General features: G+C 73.7%; 14 protein-coding genes and 1 tRNA gene. 4 read left to right on the top strand and 11 right to left on the bottom strand.

Translation table 11 applies throughout. The features are described 5' to 3' along the window. Positions 1 to 71: 71 nt before the first annotated feature. From pth to ACSSS0_RS16250, 4 genes are all read right to left on the bottom strand, one after another. The gene (pth, locus tag ACSSS0_RS16265) at positions 72 to 665 is read right to left on the bottom strand and encodes an aminoacyl-tRNA hydrolase (protein ID WP_487228804.1); all 594 of its coding nucleotides are present in this window, start codon (positions 663 to 665) and stop codon (positions 72 to 74) included. A 171-nt stretch (positions 666 to 836) separates the two neighbouring features. Then, a complete protein-coding gene (locus ACSSS0_RS16260; RefSeq protein ID WP_487228803.1) occupies positions 837 to 1,526 on the bottom strand; it encodes a 50S ribosomal protein L25/general stress protein Ctc in 690 nt (229 codons plus the stop codon). Between the two features lie 289 nt (positions 1,527 to 1,815). After that, on the bottom strand, positions 1,816 to 2,955 hold the full coding sequence (locus ACSSS0_RS16255) for a metallophosphoesterase (RefSeq protein WP_487228802.1): 1,140 nt from the start codon (positions 2,953 to 2,955) through the stop codon (positions 1,816 to 1,818). Between the two features lie 52 nt (positions 2,956 to 3,007). Further along, a complete protein-coding gene (locus ACSSS0_RS16250) occupies positions 3,008 to 4,069 on the bottom strand; it encodes an EamA family transporter (RefSeq protein WP_487228801.1) in 1,062 nt (353 codons plus the stop codon). Between the two features lie 107 nt (positions 4,070 to 4,176). Between ACSSS0_RS16250 and ACSSS0_RS16245 the strand changes: the two genes are divergently transcribed. Next, positions 4,177 to 4,737, top strand: coding sequence for a CGNR zinc finger domain-containing protein (locus tag ACSSS0_RS16245; RefSeq protein WP_435986921.1), 561 nt, complete (start codon positions 4,177 to 4,179; stop codon positions 4,735 to 4,737). A gap of 77 nt (positions 4,738 to 4,814) precedes the next feature. Here the strand turns inward: ACSSS0_RS16245 and ACSSS0_RS16240 are convergent, their stop codons facing one another. The 4 genes from ACSSS0_RS16240 to ACSSS0_RS16225 all read right to left on the bottom strand — a co-directional run bounded on the left by ACSSS0_RS16240 (position 4,815) and on the right by ACSSS0_RS16225 (position 10,010). Next, positions 4,815 to 5,795, bottom strand: a complete 981-nt coding sequence (locus tag ACSSS0_RS16240) for a ribose-phosphate diphosphokinase (RefSeq protein ID WP_435986922.1) — start codon at positions 5,793 to 5,795, stop codon at positions 4,815 to 4,817. Then, a complete protein-coding gene (gene glmU / locus ACSSS0_RS16235; RefSeq protein WP_487228800.1) occupies positions 5,792 to 7,300 on the bottom strand; it encodes a bifunctional UDP-N-acetylglucosamine diphosphorylase/glucosamine-1-phosphate N-acetyltransferase GlmU in 1,509 nt (502 codons plus the stop codon). The genes ACSSS0_RS16240 and glmU overlap by 4 nt, the downstream gene beginning before the upstream one ends. Before the next feature lie 415 nt (positions 7,301 to 7,715). Then, positions 7,716 to 7,794, bottom strand: a tRNA-Gln gene (locus ACSSS0_RS16230). Positions 7,795 to 7,850: 56 nt separating this feature from the next. Beyond that, entirely contained in the window at positions 7,851 to 10,010 is a 2,160-nt protein-coding gene (locus tag ACSSS0_RS16225; protein WP_487228799.1) for a sigma-70 family RNA polymerase sigma factor, read from the bottom strand. 360 nt (positions 10,011 to 10,370) lie between these two features. On the opposite strand from ACSSS0_RS16225, the gene ACSSS0_RS16220 reads away from it, so the two are divergent. Continuing rightward, positions 10,371 to 10,976 carry a TetR/AcrR family transcriptional regulator gene (locus tag ACSSS0_RS16220; RefSeq protein WP_487231218.1) on the top strand — a complete coding sequence of 202 codons (606 nt, stop codon included), beginning with the start codon at positions 10,371 to 10,373 and terminating at the stop codon, positions 10,974 to 10,976. 162 nt (positions 10,977 to 11,138) lie between these two features. Here the strand turns inward: ACSSS0_RS16220 and ACSSS0_RS16215 are convergent, their stop codons facing one another. Next, on the bottom strand, positions 11,139 to 12,923 hold the full coding sequence (locus ACSSS0_RS16215; protein WP_487228798.1) for a sigma-70 family RNA polymerase sigma factor: 1,785 nt from the start codon (positions 12,921 to 12,923) through the stop codon (positions 11,139 to 11,141). A 587-nt stretch (positions 12,924 to 13,510) separates the two neighbouring features. Between ACSSS0_RS16215 and ACSSS0_RS16210 the strand changes: the two genes are divergently transcribed. Further along, the gene (locus ACSSS0_RS16210) at positions 13,511 to 14,992 is read left to right on the top strand and encodes a cryptochrome/photolyase family protein (RefSeq protein ID WP_487228797.1); all 1,482 of its coding nucleotides are present in this window, start codon (positions 13,511 to 13,513) and stop codon (positions 14,990 to 14,992) included. Between the two features lie 12 nt (positions 14,993 to 15,004). Here the strand turns inward: ACSSS0_RS16210 and ACSSS0_RS16205 are convergent, their stop codons facing one another. Further along, on the bottom strand, positions 15,005 to 15,904 hold the full coding sequence (locus ACSSS0_RS16205) for a methyltransferase domain-containing protein (protein ID WP_487228796.1): 900 nt from the start codon (positions 15,902 to 15,904) through the stop codon (positions 15,005 to 15,007). 56 nt (positions 15,905 to 15,960) lie between these two features. On the opposite strand from ACSSS0_RS16205, the gene ACSSS0_RS16200 reads away from it, so the two are divergent. Then, on the top strand, positions 15,961 to 16,494 hold the full coding sequence (locus tag ACSSS0_RS16200) for a MarR family winged helix-turn-helix transcriptional regulator (protein WP_435986928.1): 534 nt from the start codon (positions 15,961 to 15,963) through the stop codon (positions 16,492 to 16,494). Between the two features lie 13 nt (positions 16,495 to 16,507). Here the strand turns inward: ACSSS0_RS16200 and ACSSS0_RS16195 are convergent, their stop codons facing one another. Next, on the bottom strand, positions 16,508 to 16,870 hold the full coding sequence (locus ACSSS0_RS16195; RefSeq protein WP_487228795.1) for a VOC family protein: 363 nt from the start codon (positions 16,868 to 16,870) through the stop codon (positions 16,508 to 16,510). Positions 16,871 to 16,887 lie beyond the last annotated feature (17 nt).

Raw genomic sequence — 16,887 nt, 5'->3', positions numbered from 1 at the left:
CAGCCGTGACGCCGGTGCGGGCGCAGGCTCGGGGAGGTCGACGGGCCGGCCTGCCCGACGGCGGCGGGCGGTCAGCGTGGCGCGTGGAAGCGCTGCTGGGCGTCGAGCAGCCCGACCTCGATGAGCGCCTCGACGGCGTCGGCGCCCTCGTCGATGAGGAACGGCAGGACCTCGGTGCGCTCGGCCTTGGAGAAGTCCTTGAGCACGAAGTCGGCCGGATCCTGGCGGCCGGGCGGGCGCCCGATGCCCAGGCGCACCCGGAGGTAGTCGCGGGTGCCGAGCGAGCGCGAGATGGAGCGCAGGCCGTTGTGGCCGCCCTCGCCGCCGCCCTGCTTGAGCCGGACGAGCCCCGCGTCGATGTCGAGCTCGTCGTGGAGCACGACGATGCGGTCGGTGGGCACGTCGTAGTACTTCGAGAGACCCGCGACGGCCGATCCCGACTCGTTCATGAACATCGACGGCACGGCGAGGACCACCTTGGGGCCGCCGACGCGCAGCCGCGCCTCGGCCACGCGGGCCCGGGCAGCCTTGTGCGCCTTGAACGTGGCCCGGCCACCCGTCGCCCGGCCGGCGACCTCGTCGACCGTCATGGCCCCGACGTTGTGTCGGTTGCCGGCGTATCCGGGCCCGGGGTTGCCGAGTCCGACGACGAGCCAGGTGTCCATGCGGTCCTCGATCGGTGGTCGGTGGGTGGCCGGTGGGGTGACGAGCCCACGGTCACGTGCAGGGTGCTGCTGGTGTGCTGCTGGTGCGGGCACGGGCCCCGCCGAGCCGGAGCTCGGGCGGGACCCGTGGACGCGTGGTGTGGCGCGCGGCGCCACGGAAGGGAGGGAGGCTCAGGCCTCGTCGCCCTCGGCCTTGGCGGCGTCGCCCTCGGCGGACTCGCCCTCGGCGTCGGCGGCCTCGGCAGCCTCCTCGTCGGACTCCTCGCGCTCGATGCCGGCCTCGGCCTCGGCCTCGGCGAGCTCGGCCTCGAGGGCCTCGGCGGAGATGGCCTGCGTCACGTTGACGACGAGCGCCTCCTCGTCGGTGACGAGCGTCGCGCCCTCGGGCAGCTCGACGGCGCCGGCGAGGATCTGCGTGCCGGCCTCGAGGCCCTCGACGGAGACGACGACGTTCTCGGGGATGTTCGTGGCGAGCGCCTCGACCTGGAGCGTGTTGTGGTCGAGCGTGACGACGGTCTCGGGAGCGGCCTCGCCCTCGAGGTGCACGGCGACGTCGACGGTGACCTTCTCGCCCTTGCGGACGACGACGAGGTCGACGTGGTCGATGACCGGCTTGATGGCGTCGCGCTGGACGTCCTTGGCGAGGGCGAGCTGCTCCTTGCCGTCGACGACGATCGTCAGCAGGGCGTTGGCCTGCTTGAGGGCCATCATCGTGTCGTGGCCGGGCAGCGAGATGTGCACGGGCTCGGTGCCGTGGCCGTACATGACGGCGGGGATGTTGCCGGCGCGGCGGATCTTGCGGGCGGCGCCCTTGCCGAAGTCGGTGCGCTTCTCGGCGACGAGCTTGGTGTTGTCGGACACGGGGGTCTCCTGGGTATCTCGGGTGAGGCGGTCTCTGTGGTCGGCCTCGACGCGGGACGACGCGCGGTGATCGGCAGTGACGGAGCGGGACGGTCGTGTGGGCCGCACGCAGAGGCGAACCCGACCATGGAGTGCTCCACGTCAGGCCACCGCGTCGATCACGGACCTCGTCACGCCCTGCCGTGGCAGCCGTGCACCGTCCCTCGCCGAGGCAACTGCTCGATCTTACGGGACGGACGCCCGGGCGGGGAAATCCGGCGCCGCCTCAGGCATCAGGCCCGGCCGGGGGTTACAGGGTGGGTGTACGCCGGAGCACCCATGAGTCCGTGAAGCTGCCCCCCGCTCCCCGGACGAAGGAGTAGCGCAGCTCGTCGGGCGTGACGCGCAGGTCGGCGAAGCCGTAGGTCGGGTTGCTGCCGGCACCCGACGCGGTGGCGAAGTAGCCGCGCTCCGCGTCGGTCGCCGTGATCGGTCGCAGGGCCACGCCGCCGGTCCCGACCGTGGCGAAGACGGTGCCGGCGCCGGCCACCATCGACCGGTCGGCGTCGACGACGCAGGCAGGCGCGTAGGACCCGACGGGGATCCGCGCGCAACCCGAGCGCTCGCGCAGCTGCTTGGTGCGCTGGTAGAGGTGCTCGTGCCCGGAGAGCACGAGGTCCACCCGCTTGGAGACGAGCAGGTGCTGCAGGTCGGTCCCGCTCGAACAGCCGTAGCGGCCCATCGACAGGCACGGCATGTGCATGGCCACGACGACCCACCGGATGCCCGCCCGCCGGGCGCCGTCGATGGCTGCCGCGGTCCACGTGTAGCGCGGCGTCCCCGCCGCGTAGCTCCACGTGGCCGCGGGGAAGGTCAGGCCCGGGGAGATGAGCACGACGCGGACGAGGGGCGCCGTGCGGGGCAGGTCGACGTAGTACTGGCGGGCGTACGTCCCGACCATCCCGGAGAGGCGGTTGGGCAGGCAGCTCGCGAAACGGTCGATGTAGCCGTTGGTGCCGCTGCTCTCGTGGTTGCCCGAGAGCACCTCGAAGGGGAACCCGGTGCCGAGGCGCGACGTGACGAAGGAGCACCACGAGGGCTCCCCACCCGGCGAGCCGTAGGAGAGGTCGCCGAGGGCGAAGTGGCCGTCCGAGCCCGTGGCGCGCAGCGCCTGCAGCACCGCGCCGGTCGTCGCGACGTTGGCGCCGTAGTCACCGGCCGCGGTCAGGTGCACGCGCGTGGACGATGCGTTCGTCCCTGCGCCGGACGGCGGCGCCGAGGTCGTGGCCGGCGCCGGGGCAGGGGCAGGGGCAGGGGCAGGGGCGGGGTCGGTCGTCAGGGCGGCGACCGACGGAGGTGGCTGCGTGGTCGGGGCCGGCGGCGTGCACGCGGCGGCTCCCGCCAGGGTGACGACCCCCAGCACGCACGCCACGCCCTGACGCCACTGCATGCCGGTCACTCTAGGGCGCGCCCGTGGGTTCGGCGCGTTGGACCGCGGGCTCCTAGGGCCGGGCGGCCGGGCCCGTGACGGGCTCGTCGACGACGTGCGCCGGCCCGCGGGACTCGTCGGCGCGGACCGCCACGAGGCCACCGACGATGAGGAGCCCGCCGACGAGCTGGACCGGGGTCGGGAGCTCGGCGAGGACGAGCCAGGCGAAGAGCACCGCGAAGAGCACCTCGGTCAGGGCCACGAAGGAGGCCACCTTGGGGCCGAGCATCCGCACGGCCGCGATGCCCGTGACGTAGGCGAAGGCGGCGGCGACGATCGCGATGACGAGCACCGGCACCCACCACTCCACGACGACGCCACCGAGCGGCACCCGGGCCGCACCCCTCGACATGTCGAGGACGCCCACCAGTCCCGCGAGGCCGAGCGACGCAGCTCCGACGACGAGGCCCCCGCCGGCGAGGGCGAGCGGCGGCACGTCGTCGTCGACGTGGTCGGCGAGCAGGAAGAAGAGCACGAGGCAGACGGCGGCCCCGAGCCCCCAGAGCACGCCGGCGACGCTGACGCTCGCTCCGCCGCCGACGACGTCGAGGACGAGGAGCAGGCCGGCCACGGCCAGAGCCACGCCGACGAGCGTGAGCCGGCGCGGGGCCTGACGGTGGCGCAGCCACAGCCACCCGACGATGAGGACCGGCGCGAGATACTCGAGCAGCAGGGCCACCCCGACCGACAGGTGGGTCACGGCGTTGAAGTAGGCGAGCTGGCAGCCGGCGACGCCGGTGAGGCCGTAGCCGACGACGACCCACGCGTTGCGTCGCAGCGCAGCCCACCGGCCGTGCAGCGACCACAGGGCCGGGCCGAGCAGCACGACCGCAGCCAGGGTGATGCGCATCGTGACGACGGCGCCGGGTGACCAGCCGCCGACGAGCAGCGACTTGCCGAAGGCACCCGACGTCGCGAAGGCAGCGGCCGACGCGAGGGCGACCCCGAGGCCGACGAGCGGGTGGTGGACCGGCCGTGACGGAGACCGCGTCGCCCCGTCCGTCCCGGAGCCCGTCACGGTGCTTGCCACGGCGCCGACCAGCGCGGGCTCCCCGACCACGACCGGCTCCGCCATGACACTCCCCCACCGCTCCTGCCGACCGGCCCGCGTCGCGTGCGCCACGTCAGCACCAAAAATGCTTACACTCATGACAGTAGCGACCGCAACCGTCAGGAGTCAACATGCTTTTCACCCATGACACCGACGTCGCGCTCGCCGCTGCCGCGGCGCTCGTCAACACGATGCCCGGCTCCGTGCCAGGCGACGGTGACCCCGACCGGCTGACGACCCTCGACGAGCTCGGGGCGCTCTACCGCGACCAGGGGTGGACCGGCCGCTTCGACCACGACGCCGCCGAGCTCGCGGCGGTCCGCGCGCTGCGACCTCGGCTGCGCGGCTTCTGGGACGAAGACGAGGCCGGCGTCGTCACCCTCGTCAACGAGCTGCTCGCCGAGGCGCGCGCCGTCCCCCAGCTCGTCGACCACGACGGCGTGGGCTGGCACGTCCACGCCACCCCCGCCGACGCCCCGCTCGCCCGACGGATGGCCGTCGAGGCAGCGATCGCCGTCATCGACGTCGTGCGCGCCGGCGAGCTCGCCCGGCTGCGCGTGTGCGAGGCCGCCGACTGCGACGACGTCGTCGTCGACCTCTCCCGCAACCGTTCGCGACGCTTCTGCGAGGGCGGCTGCGCGGCGCGCGCCCACACCGCGGCCTACCGGGCCCGCCGGGCCGCGCACGCCTGAGGACGCCACCACGCACGGAGGGCGTATGCCGCCGGGCGGGTCCCGGCGGCATACGCCCTCGTCGTGCGGTGGGCTGCTCAGGCCTTGCCGTCGAAGAGGCTCGTCACCGAGCCGTCCTCGAAGACCTCCTTGATCGCCATCGAGACGAGCGGGGCGATCGAGAGGACCGCGAGCTTGTCGAAGCGGCGGTCGTCCGGGATCGGGAGGGTGTTGGTGACGATGACCTCCTCGACCTTGCAGGCCTTGAGGCGGTCGACGGCCGGGCCCGAGAGGATCGCGTGCGTCGCGGCGATGATGACACCGGCCGCGCCCTGGTCCATGAGGGCGTCGGCGGCCTTGGTGATCGTGCCGGCCGTGTCGATCATGTCGTCGACGAGGACGCAGACGCGGCCCTTGATCTCACCGACGACGCGGTTGGCGACGACCTCGTTGGGCCGGTTGATGTCGCGTGTCTTGTGGATGAAGGCCAGCGGGGCGCCGCCGAGGCGGGAGCTCCAGTCCTCGGCGACCTTGATGCGGCCGGCGTCGGGCGAGACGACGGCGAGGTCGAGGTGGCCGTACTTCTTGCCGACGTAGTCGGCGAGGATCGGCATCGCCATGAGGTGGTCGACGGGCCCGTCGAAGAAGCCCTGGATCTGCGCGGTGTGCAGGTCGATCGCCATGAGCCGGTTGGCTCCTGCCGTCTTGAAGAGGTCGGCCATGAGGCGGGCCGAGATCGGCTCACGGCCGCGGTGCTTCTTGTCCTGGCGGGCGTAGCCGTAGAAGGGCAGGACGACGGTGATGCGCTTGGCCGACGCCCGCTTGAGCGCGTCGATCATGATGAGCTGCTCCATGATCCACTCGTTGATCGGAGCGGTGTGGCTCTGGATGACGAACGCGTCGGAGCCGCGGACGGACTCCTCGTAGCGGACGTAGATCTCGCCGTTGGCGAAGTCGTAGGCACTCGTCGGGACGAGGTCGGTGCCGAGCGCCGCGGCAACCTCCTGCGCGAGCTGCGGGTGGGCCCGGCCGGAGAAGACCATGAGGTGCTTCTCGGTCGTCTTGTTGATGCCGCTCATCGCTGGGCGTCCTTCGTCTCGGAGGTTCGCGCGGAGATCTGCTCGGAGGTCTGCTCGGAGGTCTGCTCGGAGGTCGCCTGTGCCTGCGCGGCCTGCGCGGCCTCGTCGGTCCTCGTGCCGGCCCGGCGGCGGGCCACCCAGCCGTCGACGTTGCGCTGCTGCGCGCGGGTCACGGCGAGCTGGCCGGCGGCGACGTCGCTGACGACGGCCGAGCCGGCGGCGACGTAGGCGCCGTCGGCGATCGTCCGCGGCGCCACGATGACCGAGTTGCTGCCGACGAAGCTGTGCGCCCCGACGTTCGTGTGGCCCTTCGTCACGCCGTCGTAGTTGGCGAAGATCGTGCCGGCGCCGATGTTGGCGCCCTCGCCGATCGTCGCGTCGCCGCAGTAGGTCAGGTGGGGCACCTTGGCGCCCGCGCCGATGTCGGCGTTCTTCGTCTCGACGAAGCCGCCGATCTTGCCCCCGGCCCCGAGACGGGTGCCGGGGCGCAGGTACGAGAAGGGCCCGACGCTGGCGCCGGGCCCGATCTCGGCGAGCTCGGCCTGCGTGCGCACGACGCTCGCGCCGTCGCCGATCTCGACGTCGGTGAGTGTCGTGTCGGGACCGATGACGCAGTCGCGACCGATCGTGCTGGCGCCGAGGATCTGCGTCCCGGGGCGCACGACGGTGTCGGGGCCGATCGTCACGTCGGCGTCGAGCCACGTCGTCGCCGGGTCGATGACGATCGCGCCGTCGCGCATCGCCTGCTCGACGGTGCGGCGGTTGAGCTCGGCACCGAGACGGGCGAGCTGCACCTTGTCGTTGACGCCCTCGGTCTGCCAGAGGTCGGCGACGAGGTGTGCGCGAACCCCGAGGCCACGGCCGCGGGCGATCGCGATGACGTCGGTCAGGTACTTCTCGCCCTGCGCGTTGTCGGTGCCCACCTCGGCGAGCGCCTCGCGCAGGACCGCCGCGTCGAACGCGTACAGGCCGCTGTTGACCTCGCGGATCGCGCGCTGCTGCTCGTCGGCGTCCTTCTGCTCGACGATCGCCACGACCGAGCCCTCCGCGTCACGGATGACGCGGCCGTAGCCCGTGGGGTCCTCGAGGGTCGCGGTGATGACGGTGACGGCGCTGCCGGACGCGTGGTGCGCCGCGACGAGACCCTCGAGCGTCTCGCTCGTCAGCAGGGGCACGTCCCCGTAGGTGACGACGACCGTGCCGGTGAGATCGTGGGGCAGCGCCTCGAGCGCGCACTCGACGGCGCGGCCGGTGCCCTTGACGTCGTCCTGGTCGGCGACGACCGCCTCCGGGTCGACCTGCGCCACGTGCTCGGCGACGCGGTCGCGCTCGTGGCGCACGACGACGGCGAGGTGGTGCGGGCTCGTGCCCCGGGCCGCCCTGATCGCGTGGGCCACGAGACTGCGGCCCCCGATCGTGTGGAGGACCTTGGGGGTCGTGGACTTCATGCGTGTGCCCTCACCGGCGGCGAGGACGATCACGGCGGTCGGCCGTAGATCGCTCACAGGGCGCAGCTCCTTTTTGGATCGGGGTGCACTCGGGTGCATGCGACCCCGGCCCACGAGGGCGCCGGGGTGCGCCTCGGCCATGCTACTCGTGGGGAGCGAGGGTGCTGCCCCGGCCACGGGCGCGCCGTGACCCCACTCACACCGGCGCTGTCGCGCGACGGCGTATGCCGTGTGGCGACGGCGTCTGCCGTGTCGCCGATGACGTCGGTCGAGCCGTGACACGTCGTCCGGCACCGATCGCGCCTGCCCGTGCGACCATGGAAGGACGGGTCCGCCAGTCCCCCCTTAGTTGGCGGCCCGGGGCTGGCTCAGGCACGAACTCCCTGCCGAGCGGCCAAGGCGTCGCTCGACCGCGAACCCCCACGCACGTCGGGCGACGCCGCTCGTCGAGGGTCCCCCTCACCGTCTCCTGCTCCCCGGGCAGGAGTCGAACCTGCGTCGCTTGTCCTGATTCAAAGTCAGGCGGGCCCTGCCGGCAGACCAACCGGGGATCGTCGTCGTGGACGTGGACAGGGTAGTGCAGACCCGACGTCGCTCCGTCGCGGACTCACGCTCCTGCAGGGTGCGCGTCGCCGGTCGGCGTCCCCGGTGTCGGGACGACGGTCGCGGGAGCGCCGGCAGCCTGCGCAGGGGCGTCGGTGACGGAGGCCGGGGCGGCGACCGGAGGGACGACCGGGTCCGCGGTTGGAGCTGCCGAGCGCAGGAGTCCGTTCTCGGCCGCAGGGCTGGAGTCCGCGTTCGTCCCGGGGTCCGCCGGCGCAGCGTCACCCGCGGCCGGAGCCGGGTCCGGCCGCGCGGATGCAGAGTCGCCTTCGGCCGGACTGCCCTCGGCCGGAGCGGGATCCACGGGTGTGGGGTCGTTGGACGTCGTGTCGGAGGGCGTCGTGTCGGAAGACGTCGTGTCGGCAGAGGTCGTGTCAGCAGAGGTCGTGTCGGAGGGCGTCGCGTCGGAGGACGTCGCGTCGGAGGACGTCGTGTCGGAAAGCGCCGGGTCGGAGGGCGCCGGATCCGCGGGCGTCGCATCGGACGACGTCGCGTCGGGAGGTGCCGGCTCCACGAGCGCCGGGACCGCCGGCGCCGGGTCGGACGGCGCCGAGACAACCGGCGCCGGATCCGCGGATGCCGGATCGACGGCCGCCGGGTCCACGAGGGCCGGGTCCGCGGGCGCCGGGTCGGACGGCGCCGGATCCGTGGGCGCCGGTTCTACCGGCGCGGGGAGGAGGTCGAGGTGGAGCACGTCGACCGGGGTCGTGCCGACCTGCGGCGCGTTTCCCGAGCCCGCGTCGACGACGGCGGCCTGGGCGACGGTCGACGTCGTCGTGGTCCCGAGGTCGTGCGCCGCAGCCGGTGCCACCGAGAGGCCGAGCCCGACGACGAGTCCTGCCATGGCGGTGGCCAACGGCGGACCGATCGCGGTGCCGGCCAGGATCGACCCGCCCGTCACCGCAGCAACGGGAGCGACGACGGCCGCGCTCGACACGAGGGCCGTGGTGCCGGTCACGCCTGCCGCGGCCGGGACCGCCAGGACGGCGCTGCCCGCGCCCGCCGCGCCGGCTGCCGCGCCGGTGGCCGTGCCGGTGGCCGTGCCGGCGGACGCGGAGGTCGTCACCGCGGTGAGTCCCGCTCCTGCTGTCGCGGAGCCTGATGCGGTCGCGCCGGCACCGCTCACGGTCAGGGTGCCGCCCAGACCGGCACTGCCGCTCGCGGCGCTGCCGGTTGCCGCGCCGCCGACGGCAGGGCCGGCCCCGACCGTGGCGCCGGCGCTCGAGCCTGCGGCACCCGCGCCGGCCGCCCCACCGGCAGCGCCGCCACCCGTCGTCGCACCGGTCGCGGTCGACCCGACCAGAGCGGCCATCGCCCCCTTCGGCAGACTGGCCAGCACCGCCGCTCCGGCCGCGAGGACGAGCGGACCGGTGAGCGCACCGAACCCGTCGTAGACGCGCTGGAGCTCGGCGGCGAGCCCGGCCTCGCGAGGACAGCAGGCCAGGTGCGCCTCGACGCGCGCCCGCTGCCGCTCGGTCAGCCGCCCGCGCACGAGGCCGCCGAGATGGTCGAGGGTCCAGCGGCAGTCACGCGCGTCACAGACCGGGACGCGGCGCCGCACCCAGGAGTCGAGGTAGCGGTCCCGGAGCTCGTCACGGGCCCGCCTCGCGCGTGCACTGGCCACGTTGGCCGAGACCCCGAGCTCGGGAGCGACCACGCGCGGTGGGTGGCCCTCGACCATCGTCTGCCAGAGCAGCCGCCGGTCGCTCTCGCTCAGCCGGAGGAAGGCCTCCCGCACCAGGTCCGTGTCGACTCCCTGCGCGCTGAGGGCCGACAGTCCGTCGTCGGGTCCGGGCAGCAGGTCGAGGTCGGTCGTCGGTGTCGGCACGACGCTCATCTCGCGGCGCACGGCGTCGACGCCGGCGGTGCGCACGGTCGAGACGAAGTAGGCGCGGAAGTTCGACGACGGTCCCCGCCCCTCGCTCAGGAGCCGGAACAGACGGGCGGACGCCTCGGCCACGAGGTCCTCGGCCGACACGCGGCCGCGGAACGGCGTCGCCGCGGCGTGGGCGGCGGGCAGGTGCCTGCGCCAGAGCGCCGCGAAGGCCTCGTGCTCGCCCGACCGTGCCCGGGCGAGGAGCACGACGTCGGACGCCTCGACCCCAGCGGTCGCGGACGCGTCCGTCATGGGGTCGGACTGGGGTCCCATCGTGTGTGCTGACAAGTGCGGCACCTTCCGCCCGACGTGCCTCCCCAGTGTGCTCCATGACGGCCGTTCTGGGGACGGGGTTCGCCGAACCACCTTCGGGCATGACGGTGAGGTCGACCCGCGTCTGCCCCTCGTCCGACCGGATCGACCTCACCGGCGGTCTCGCCTCGGCCGTGTCCCCACACGGTGCCCGGCGCGAGCCGCCTCCTCCCTACCAATGACATAGACGTGTTCGGGGGGCGTTTCATGACGGGATTCGGCAAGAAAGTCGGGTGCGGCCTCGTCCGTCGCGGACGACGGCACCGCGACAGGCACAATGGCGGCGTGACCGCCGACCGACCAGACCGCGCCGACCGCTCCCGCCCGCGCGCCCGGATGACGGGCCCGGAGCGCCGCGAGCAGCTCATCGCCGTCGGCCGCAAGCTCTTCGCCGACAAGGGGTTCGAGGCGACGACGGTCGAGGAGGTGGCCGCCAAGGCGAGCGTCTCCAAGCCGGTCGTCTACGAGCACTTCGGCGGCAAGGAGGGCCTCTACGCCGTCGTCGTCGACCGTGAGATCCAGGCGCTGATGGGCGGCATCGGCGCGGCGCTCGAGGAGCCGGAAGGGGCGCGGGTGCTGCTCGAGCGGGCCACGCTGGCCCTGCTCGACTACATCGAGAGGGATCCGTCGGGCTTCCGCATCCTCGTGCGCGACTCGCCCCCGGGGCAGTCGACCGGGTCGTTCGCGAGCGTCCTCGGTGACGTCGCGGTCCAGGTCGAGCACCTGCTCGCCGCCGAGTTCAAGCAGCGCGGCCTCGACCCGAAGTCGGCACCGATCCACGCGCAGATGCTCGTCGGGATGGTGGCCCTCACGGGGCAGTGGTGGCTCGACCGGCGCAAGTTCAAGAAGGACCAGGTCGCGGCGCACCTGGTCAACCTCGCCTGGAACGGCCTCTCGGGCCTCGACCGCACGCCCCGGCTCGTGACGGTCCCCCACCGCTGACCCACCACCGCCCCACACGAGTGAGCGCCCCGCCCCACACGCGCCCCACTTGAGTGAGCGCCCCGTCCCACACCCCATGTGACGGATGGGACGACGGCACCACTCGACTGTGGCCGGGCGCTCACTCGAGTGTGGTCGGGCGCTCACTCGACGGGGTGGGGGTCAGGTGGGGCGGAGGGTCTCGGTCCAGGTGTCCCCGGCAGCGTCGGTGACGCGCACGACGACGGGCTGGACCGCGCCGGTGCCGGACTGCTCGAGCAAGGCCTGGCCGCGGCTCCCCGTGCACCGCACCGCCGAGGTGGTCGTCGGGGTGCACGTCCAGCTCGAGTTGCGCACCGTGAGCGATCCGGAGCCGGACACGTTGCTGATGCGCACCGTCATCGAGCCCTCGACCTGGGAGCGCACGCGCACGGAGATGCGCGCCGGGTCGCTCCCGGAGACGAGGCGGACCGTGATGGTGGGCGCGACGCCACCCGGCTCAGGTGCCGGGGGTGTCGTGGTCGGTGGTGGTGTCGGGCTCGGAGCCGGCGGCGTCGTCGTCGGCGGCGCAGGCGGCGGGGTCGTCGGCCGGCCGGGACCCGTGCCCGACGGCGGAGCCGGCGGCGCCGGGTCCGTGCCGCCGTTGTCCGCGGGCGTCGCGCCCGGCGGCACGGGGGTGCCGCCCACCGTCGAGGGAGTGCGGCCCGAGTCGACGACGGCGCCGCCGGACGAGGTCGCGGGACCAACGGCCGACGGGACGGTCGAGGCGCTCATGGTCCGGGTGGGCAGGCCGGCCGGGGACGTCGCACCTGGTGTGACGACGGCGCGCGGCGACGCCCCGGGCACGGCACCAGGGACGGCTCCGGGGACGGCGCGGGACATCGCGCTCGAGGTGGGCGCAGCCGGAGGCGGCACGACCGTCGCCGAGGGCGCCGCGACCGAGGCGCCGGGCAGGGCCAGCGCGCCCGCGACCCCGGCCGAGACCGCGAGACCGGCGACGAGCCCGGTGACCCGGCTCGCCACCTGGGCGACGACGTCGGCACCCGACCCGGCGGCCGACGACGACGAGGAGGAGGAGGAGGAGGACGGCGCCGGCTGCCCCGAGCTCACCGGACGGAGTGCTTGCGCACCTCCGCCCCCGGCGAACCCGGCGTGGCCGGCCACGCCGGCGCCACCGGAGAGACCGACGACGGCGGCGACGCTGACGAAGCCGGGCGTGCCGAGCCCGGCCAGGAGCGCGAGCGGCACGATGAGAGCCGGGAAGCCGTCGTGGATGACGCGCAGGTCGGCCGCGATGGCCGCGGCGTGCGGGCAGCCGGCGACGTGGGCCTCGGCGCGCTCGGTCTGCCGCTTGGGCAGCCGCCCGCGAACGAGGGCGCCAAGGTGGCTCACGGTCCACCGGCACTCGTCGGTGTCGGCAGCGGCCAGACCGCGCTCGGCCCGGGCGTCGAGGTAGAGCGCTCGGAGCGACTCCCGGGCCCGCATGGCCCGGACGCTGACGGCGTTGGCGGTCATGCCGAGTGCCGGCGCGACCGCGCGCGGCGCCGCCCCCTCGACGGTCGTGTGCCACAGCACCCGTTGGTCGCGCTCGGAGAGACCCGCGAAGGCCTCACGGACGAGCGCGAGCCCCTCGTCGTCGGTGGCGAGTCCTTCGAAGGGGTCCTCCGCCGGGTCGGCGAGGTCCTCGAGGTCGTCGGCCTCGGTGGGCACGACCCTCAGGTCGCGGCGGCCCTGGTCGATCGCGACGGACCGCACGGCGGACAGGAAGTACGCCCGGAAGTGCTCGTCGGGACCCTTGCCGTCGCGGATCAGCGCGAGGACGCGAGCGGCAGCCTCGGCGACGATGTCCTCCGGGGCTGAGCGGCCGCGGTGACGCCCGGCGACGGCATACGCGGCAGGCAGGTGACGGCGCCAGAGCTCACCGAACGCCTCGGCGGAGCCTTCGCGGGTCCGGACGAGGAGGTACACGTCAGGGGCCGAGGCCCATGCCTCGCTCGACCACAAGGTCGCGTCTGCCGACACCCTTTCGCCCTTCTACTGCCCCGGTGCGGGCCAGTCTGCCAAGCAGCGGGGCGGGCGTCGAGTCGGAACGCGGGCGTGTGCGCGATCGGGACGAACCGGTCCGGACCGGGCCCTGCGCGCAGACCCCACCCGGGGCCTGCGCCGACACGCGGTGGGCAGGTTTCGTCCTTCCGAATGATCCCCTCCACGAAACCACGCGGAAGGACGAAACCTGACGGCACCACCGAAGACAACCCGTAGGGGCCACTCCCTCCCCTGACCAAGCGGGAGACCCCTGCGGTGCCGTCATCTGTATGACGTGCCGAGACCCATTTCATGACACGGTTTTCCGAAATGGGTCGAAATGCCGGAAATTGACGGGGATTTTCTTCCCGGGCGAGACGGCCGACACCGACGAGACCCCGGCCTTACCGCCGCAAGACCCCGGGTTTACCCGGCGACGCGGCGCCGCCGTCGGCCCTCACGACTGTCGCAGGCCTCGGTCATGATGGGTCCGTGCCGCCGACGACGCCCCTGACGACGCCACCGACCCGATGACGAGGCGCTGGCTCTTCGCCGACCAGCTCGGCCCGCACTTCGACGTCGGTCGGGACGGCGTCCTGCTCGTCGAGAGCCGCCGGGCGCTGGGGCGTCGACCGTTCCACCGCCAGAAGCTGCACCTCGTGCTCTCGGCGCTGCGCCACCGGGCCGCCGAGCTCGGGGACTCCGCCGTGCTCCTGCGCACCGACAGCTACACCGAGGCGCTGCGCGAGCTGGGCGAGCCGGTGCGGGTCCACGAGCCGACGTCGTATGCCGCCGAGCGCCTCGTGCGTCGCCTCGTCGCGTCCGGGATGGTCGAGTCCGTCGACCCGACGCCGGGCTACAGCCTGCCCCGCGAGGAGTTCGCCCGGTGGGCCGGCGGTCGGCGCCGGCTGCGGATGGACGACTTCTACCGCTTCCAGCGCCAACGCCTCGACCTGCTCGTCGAGGGAGACCGGCCCGTCGGTGGCCGGTGGTCGTTCGACGAGGACAACCGCGAGCCCCCTCCGAAGGGAGCGGAGCGCCTCGACGTGCCGGCGCCCTACCGGCCGCGTGAGGACGACATCGACGCCAAGGTGCGCGACGACCTCGACCGGTGGACGCGTGCGGGGCACGTCTCCCCCACCGGCGTCGACGGGCCTCGCCTCTTCGCCGTGACGCGTCGCGAGGCCCTCGCCGCGCTCGAGCGGTTCGTGACGCACCGGTTGGGGAGCTTCGGGCCGCACGAGGACGCGATGCTCCGCGGCGACTGGGCGATGGCGCACAGCTTACTGTCGGTGCCGCTCAACCTCGGGCTCCTCGACCCCGTCGAGGTCGCCGACCGGGCCGTGCAGGCCTACCGCGACGGCGACGCACCCCTCGCGTCCGTCGAGGGCTTCGTGCGCCAGGTCATCGGTTGGCGCGAGTACGTCTGGCACCTCTACTGGCACTTCGGCCCGACCTACCGCCGCCGCAACAGCCTGCAGGCCCGGACGCCGCTGCCCGACTGGTTCGACCGGCTCGACGCCGAGGCCGTCGAGGCCGCCTGCCTCCACGACGCGATGGAGGGGGTGCGCGACCGCGGCTGGGTGCACCACATCCCACGCCTCATGGTGCTCGGCAACTGGGCGGCGCAGCGCGGCTACGACCCCGACGCGCTGACCGAGTGGTTCCAGACCCGGTTCGTCGACGGCTACGACTGGGTCATGCCGGCCAACGTCGTCGGGATGAGCCAACACGCCGACGGCGGCGCGATGGCGACGAAGCCCTACGTGTCGGGTGGCGCCTACGTCAACCGGATGAGCGACTACTGCGGCGGCTGTCGCTACGACCCGAAGAAGCGGGTCGGCGACGACGCGTGCCCCTTCACCGCCGGCTACTGGTCCTATCTCGACCGCAACGCCGAGCGCCTCGAGGGCAACCACCGGATGGCCCGGCCGCTGCAGCAGCGCCGGCGTCTGGCCGACCTCGCCGAGGTCGTCGCCCAGGAGCGGCACCGCGGCGACGCGGCGCCGTGAGCCGAGACTGCCTCAGCGCGGGGTGCGCGCCACGGCGAAGGTGCGCGTGAAGGGGAAGAGGACGCCGAACGCACGACGCGGGTATGCCGTCTCGAGCTCGGCCTCGTAGTCCGCGACGAACGCGTCGCGCTCGTCGCCGTCGAGGACGCCGAGCACCGGCCGCAGACCTGTGCCCCGCACCCACTCGAGCACCGGGTGCGGGCCGTCGGGCTCGGCGCTCAGCACGTGCTGGTACGTCGTCTGCCACACGTCGACGGCGTCGGTGCGGTCGAGGAGGAGGGCGGCATACGTCTCCGGGCGGGCCACGGCCTGGGCACGGTCGAGGCCCGGGCGCAGGTCGTCGGCGCGCGGGTGGCGTGCGGCGACCTCGCGCATGAGGCGGTGCGACGGCGCGTCGAAGTTCGCGGGCACCTGCATGGCGAACGTGCCTCCGGGCGCGAGGCTCTCGAGCCAGGAGGGGATGAGGCGCAGGTGGCTGGGCACCCACTGGAGGGTCGCGTTCGTGACGAGCACGTCGACCGACCCGCCGGACTCGGTGGGGTCCCAGTCCTCGGCGCTCGCCTCGACCCACTCGACGCGCCCGTCGGCGTCGAGGGCCCGGGCGCGCGCGAGCATCTCGGGAGAGCTGTCGACGCCGACGACCCGTGCACGCGGCCACCGCTGGGCGAGCCCGAGTGTCAGCTCGCCGGGACCGCAGCCGAGGTCGACGACGAGGGCGGGGTCGTCGGCGTCGACGCGGGCCAGCAGGTCGGCGAAGGGGCGGCCACGGTGACCGGCGAAGACGGCATACTGCCGCGGGTCCCAGGCCGAGTCGGCCGAGCGGGAGGCCGTGCCGGGCGCCACGGGCCGATCCGCGGCGTCCTCGGCAGCGCCCTCGGCAGCGCCTGCGGGCGGGGTGCTGGGTTCGGTCATGTCGTCCTCGCTTTCTTTCGATGTCAAGAGTCTTGACGGCGACTACAGTTGAGACCATGAGCGCCGACCGCAGGCCTGCCGACGACGTCGACGAGATCGTCGCGGCCTGGCGCCGGGAGCGCCCCGACCTCGACGTGTCGCCGCTCGAGGTGCTCTCTCGGGTGTCGCGGCTGGCGCGCCGCCTCGACCTCGCGCGCGGCTCGGCGTTCTCCGAGCACCTGCTCGACGGCTGGGCGTTCGACGTGCTGTCGGCGCTGAGACGTGCGGGCGAGCCCTACGAGCTGTCGCCCGGGCAGCTCGTGCAGCAGACCCTCGTCACCTCGGGCACGATGACCAACCGCGTCGACCGCCTCGAGCGCAGCGGCCTCGTCGAGCGGCGCCCCGACCCGGGCGACCGTCGGGGCGTCCTGGTGCGCCTCACGACGGCGGGACGTGACGTCGTCGACTCGGCGATGGCCGACCTCATCGAGCAGGAGAAGTCGCTGCTCTCGGAGCTGTCGGCGACCGACCGCGCACAGCTCGCCGGGCTGCTGCGGCGCATGCTGGCTCCGCTCGAGACGCGCGAGACGCGTCGCGACCCGCACGGCTGAGGCCCTCACGCGCTCACCGGTTCGCCTGCTGGAACTCCAGCCGGTTGCCGACGGGGTCAGCGGTGTGGAATCGGCGCAGACCCGGGATGTTCTCGTCCCACGTGACCGGCGCGCCGGCGGCCTCGACGACGCGGGCGAGGGCCTCGACGTCGCCGACCGCGATGCCGGGATGGGCCTTGCGGGCGGGGACGAAACCGTCCTCGATGCCGACGTGCACCTCGGCCGTGCCGGCTCGGAACCACGCGCCGCCCCGCGCTCGGAGCCGCTCAGGCTTGGCGACCTCGGTCATCCCGAGCACGCCGACGTAGAAGGCGCGCATGGCGTCCTCGCAACCGGCCGGACCGGACACCTGGACGTGGTGCAGGAACATTTCCATGCCCTCAAAGTATCTTG

The organism is Terrabacter sp. R4-6 (genome assembly GCF_057529065.1).
The sequence above is the reverse complement of the archived record's forward strand: the minus strand, read 5'-3'. Positions and strand labels throughout refer to the sequence as shown.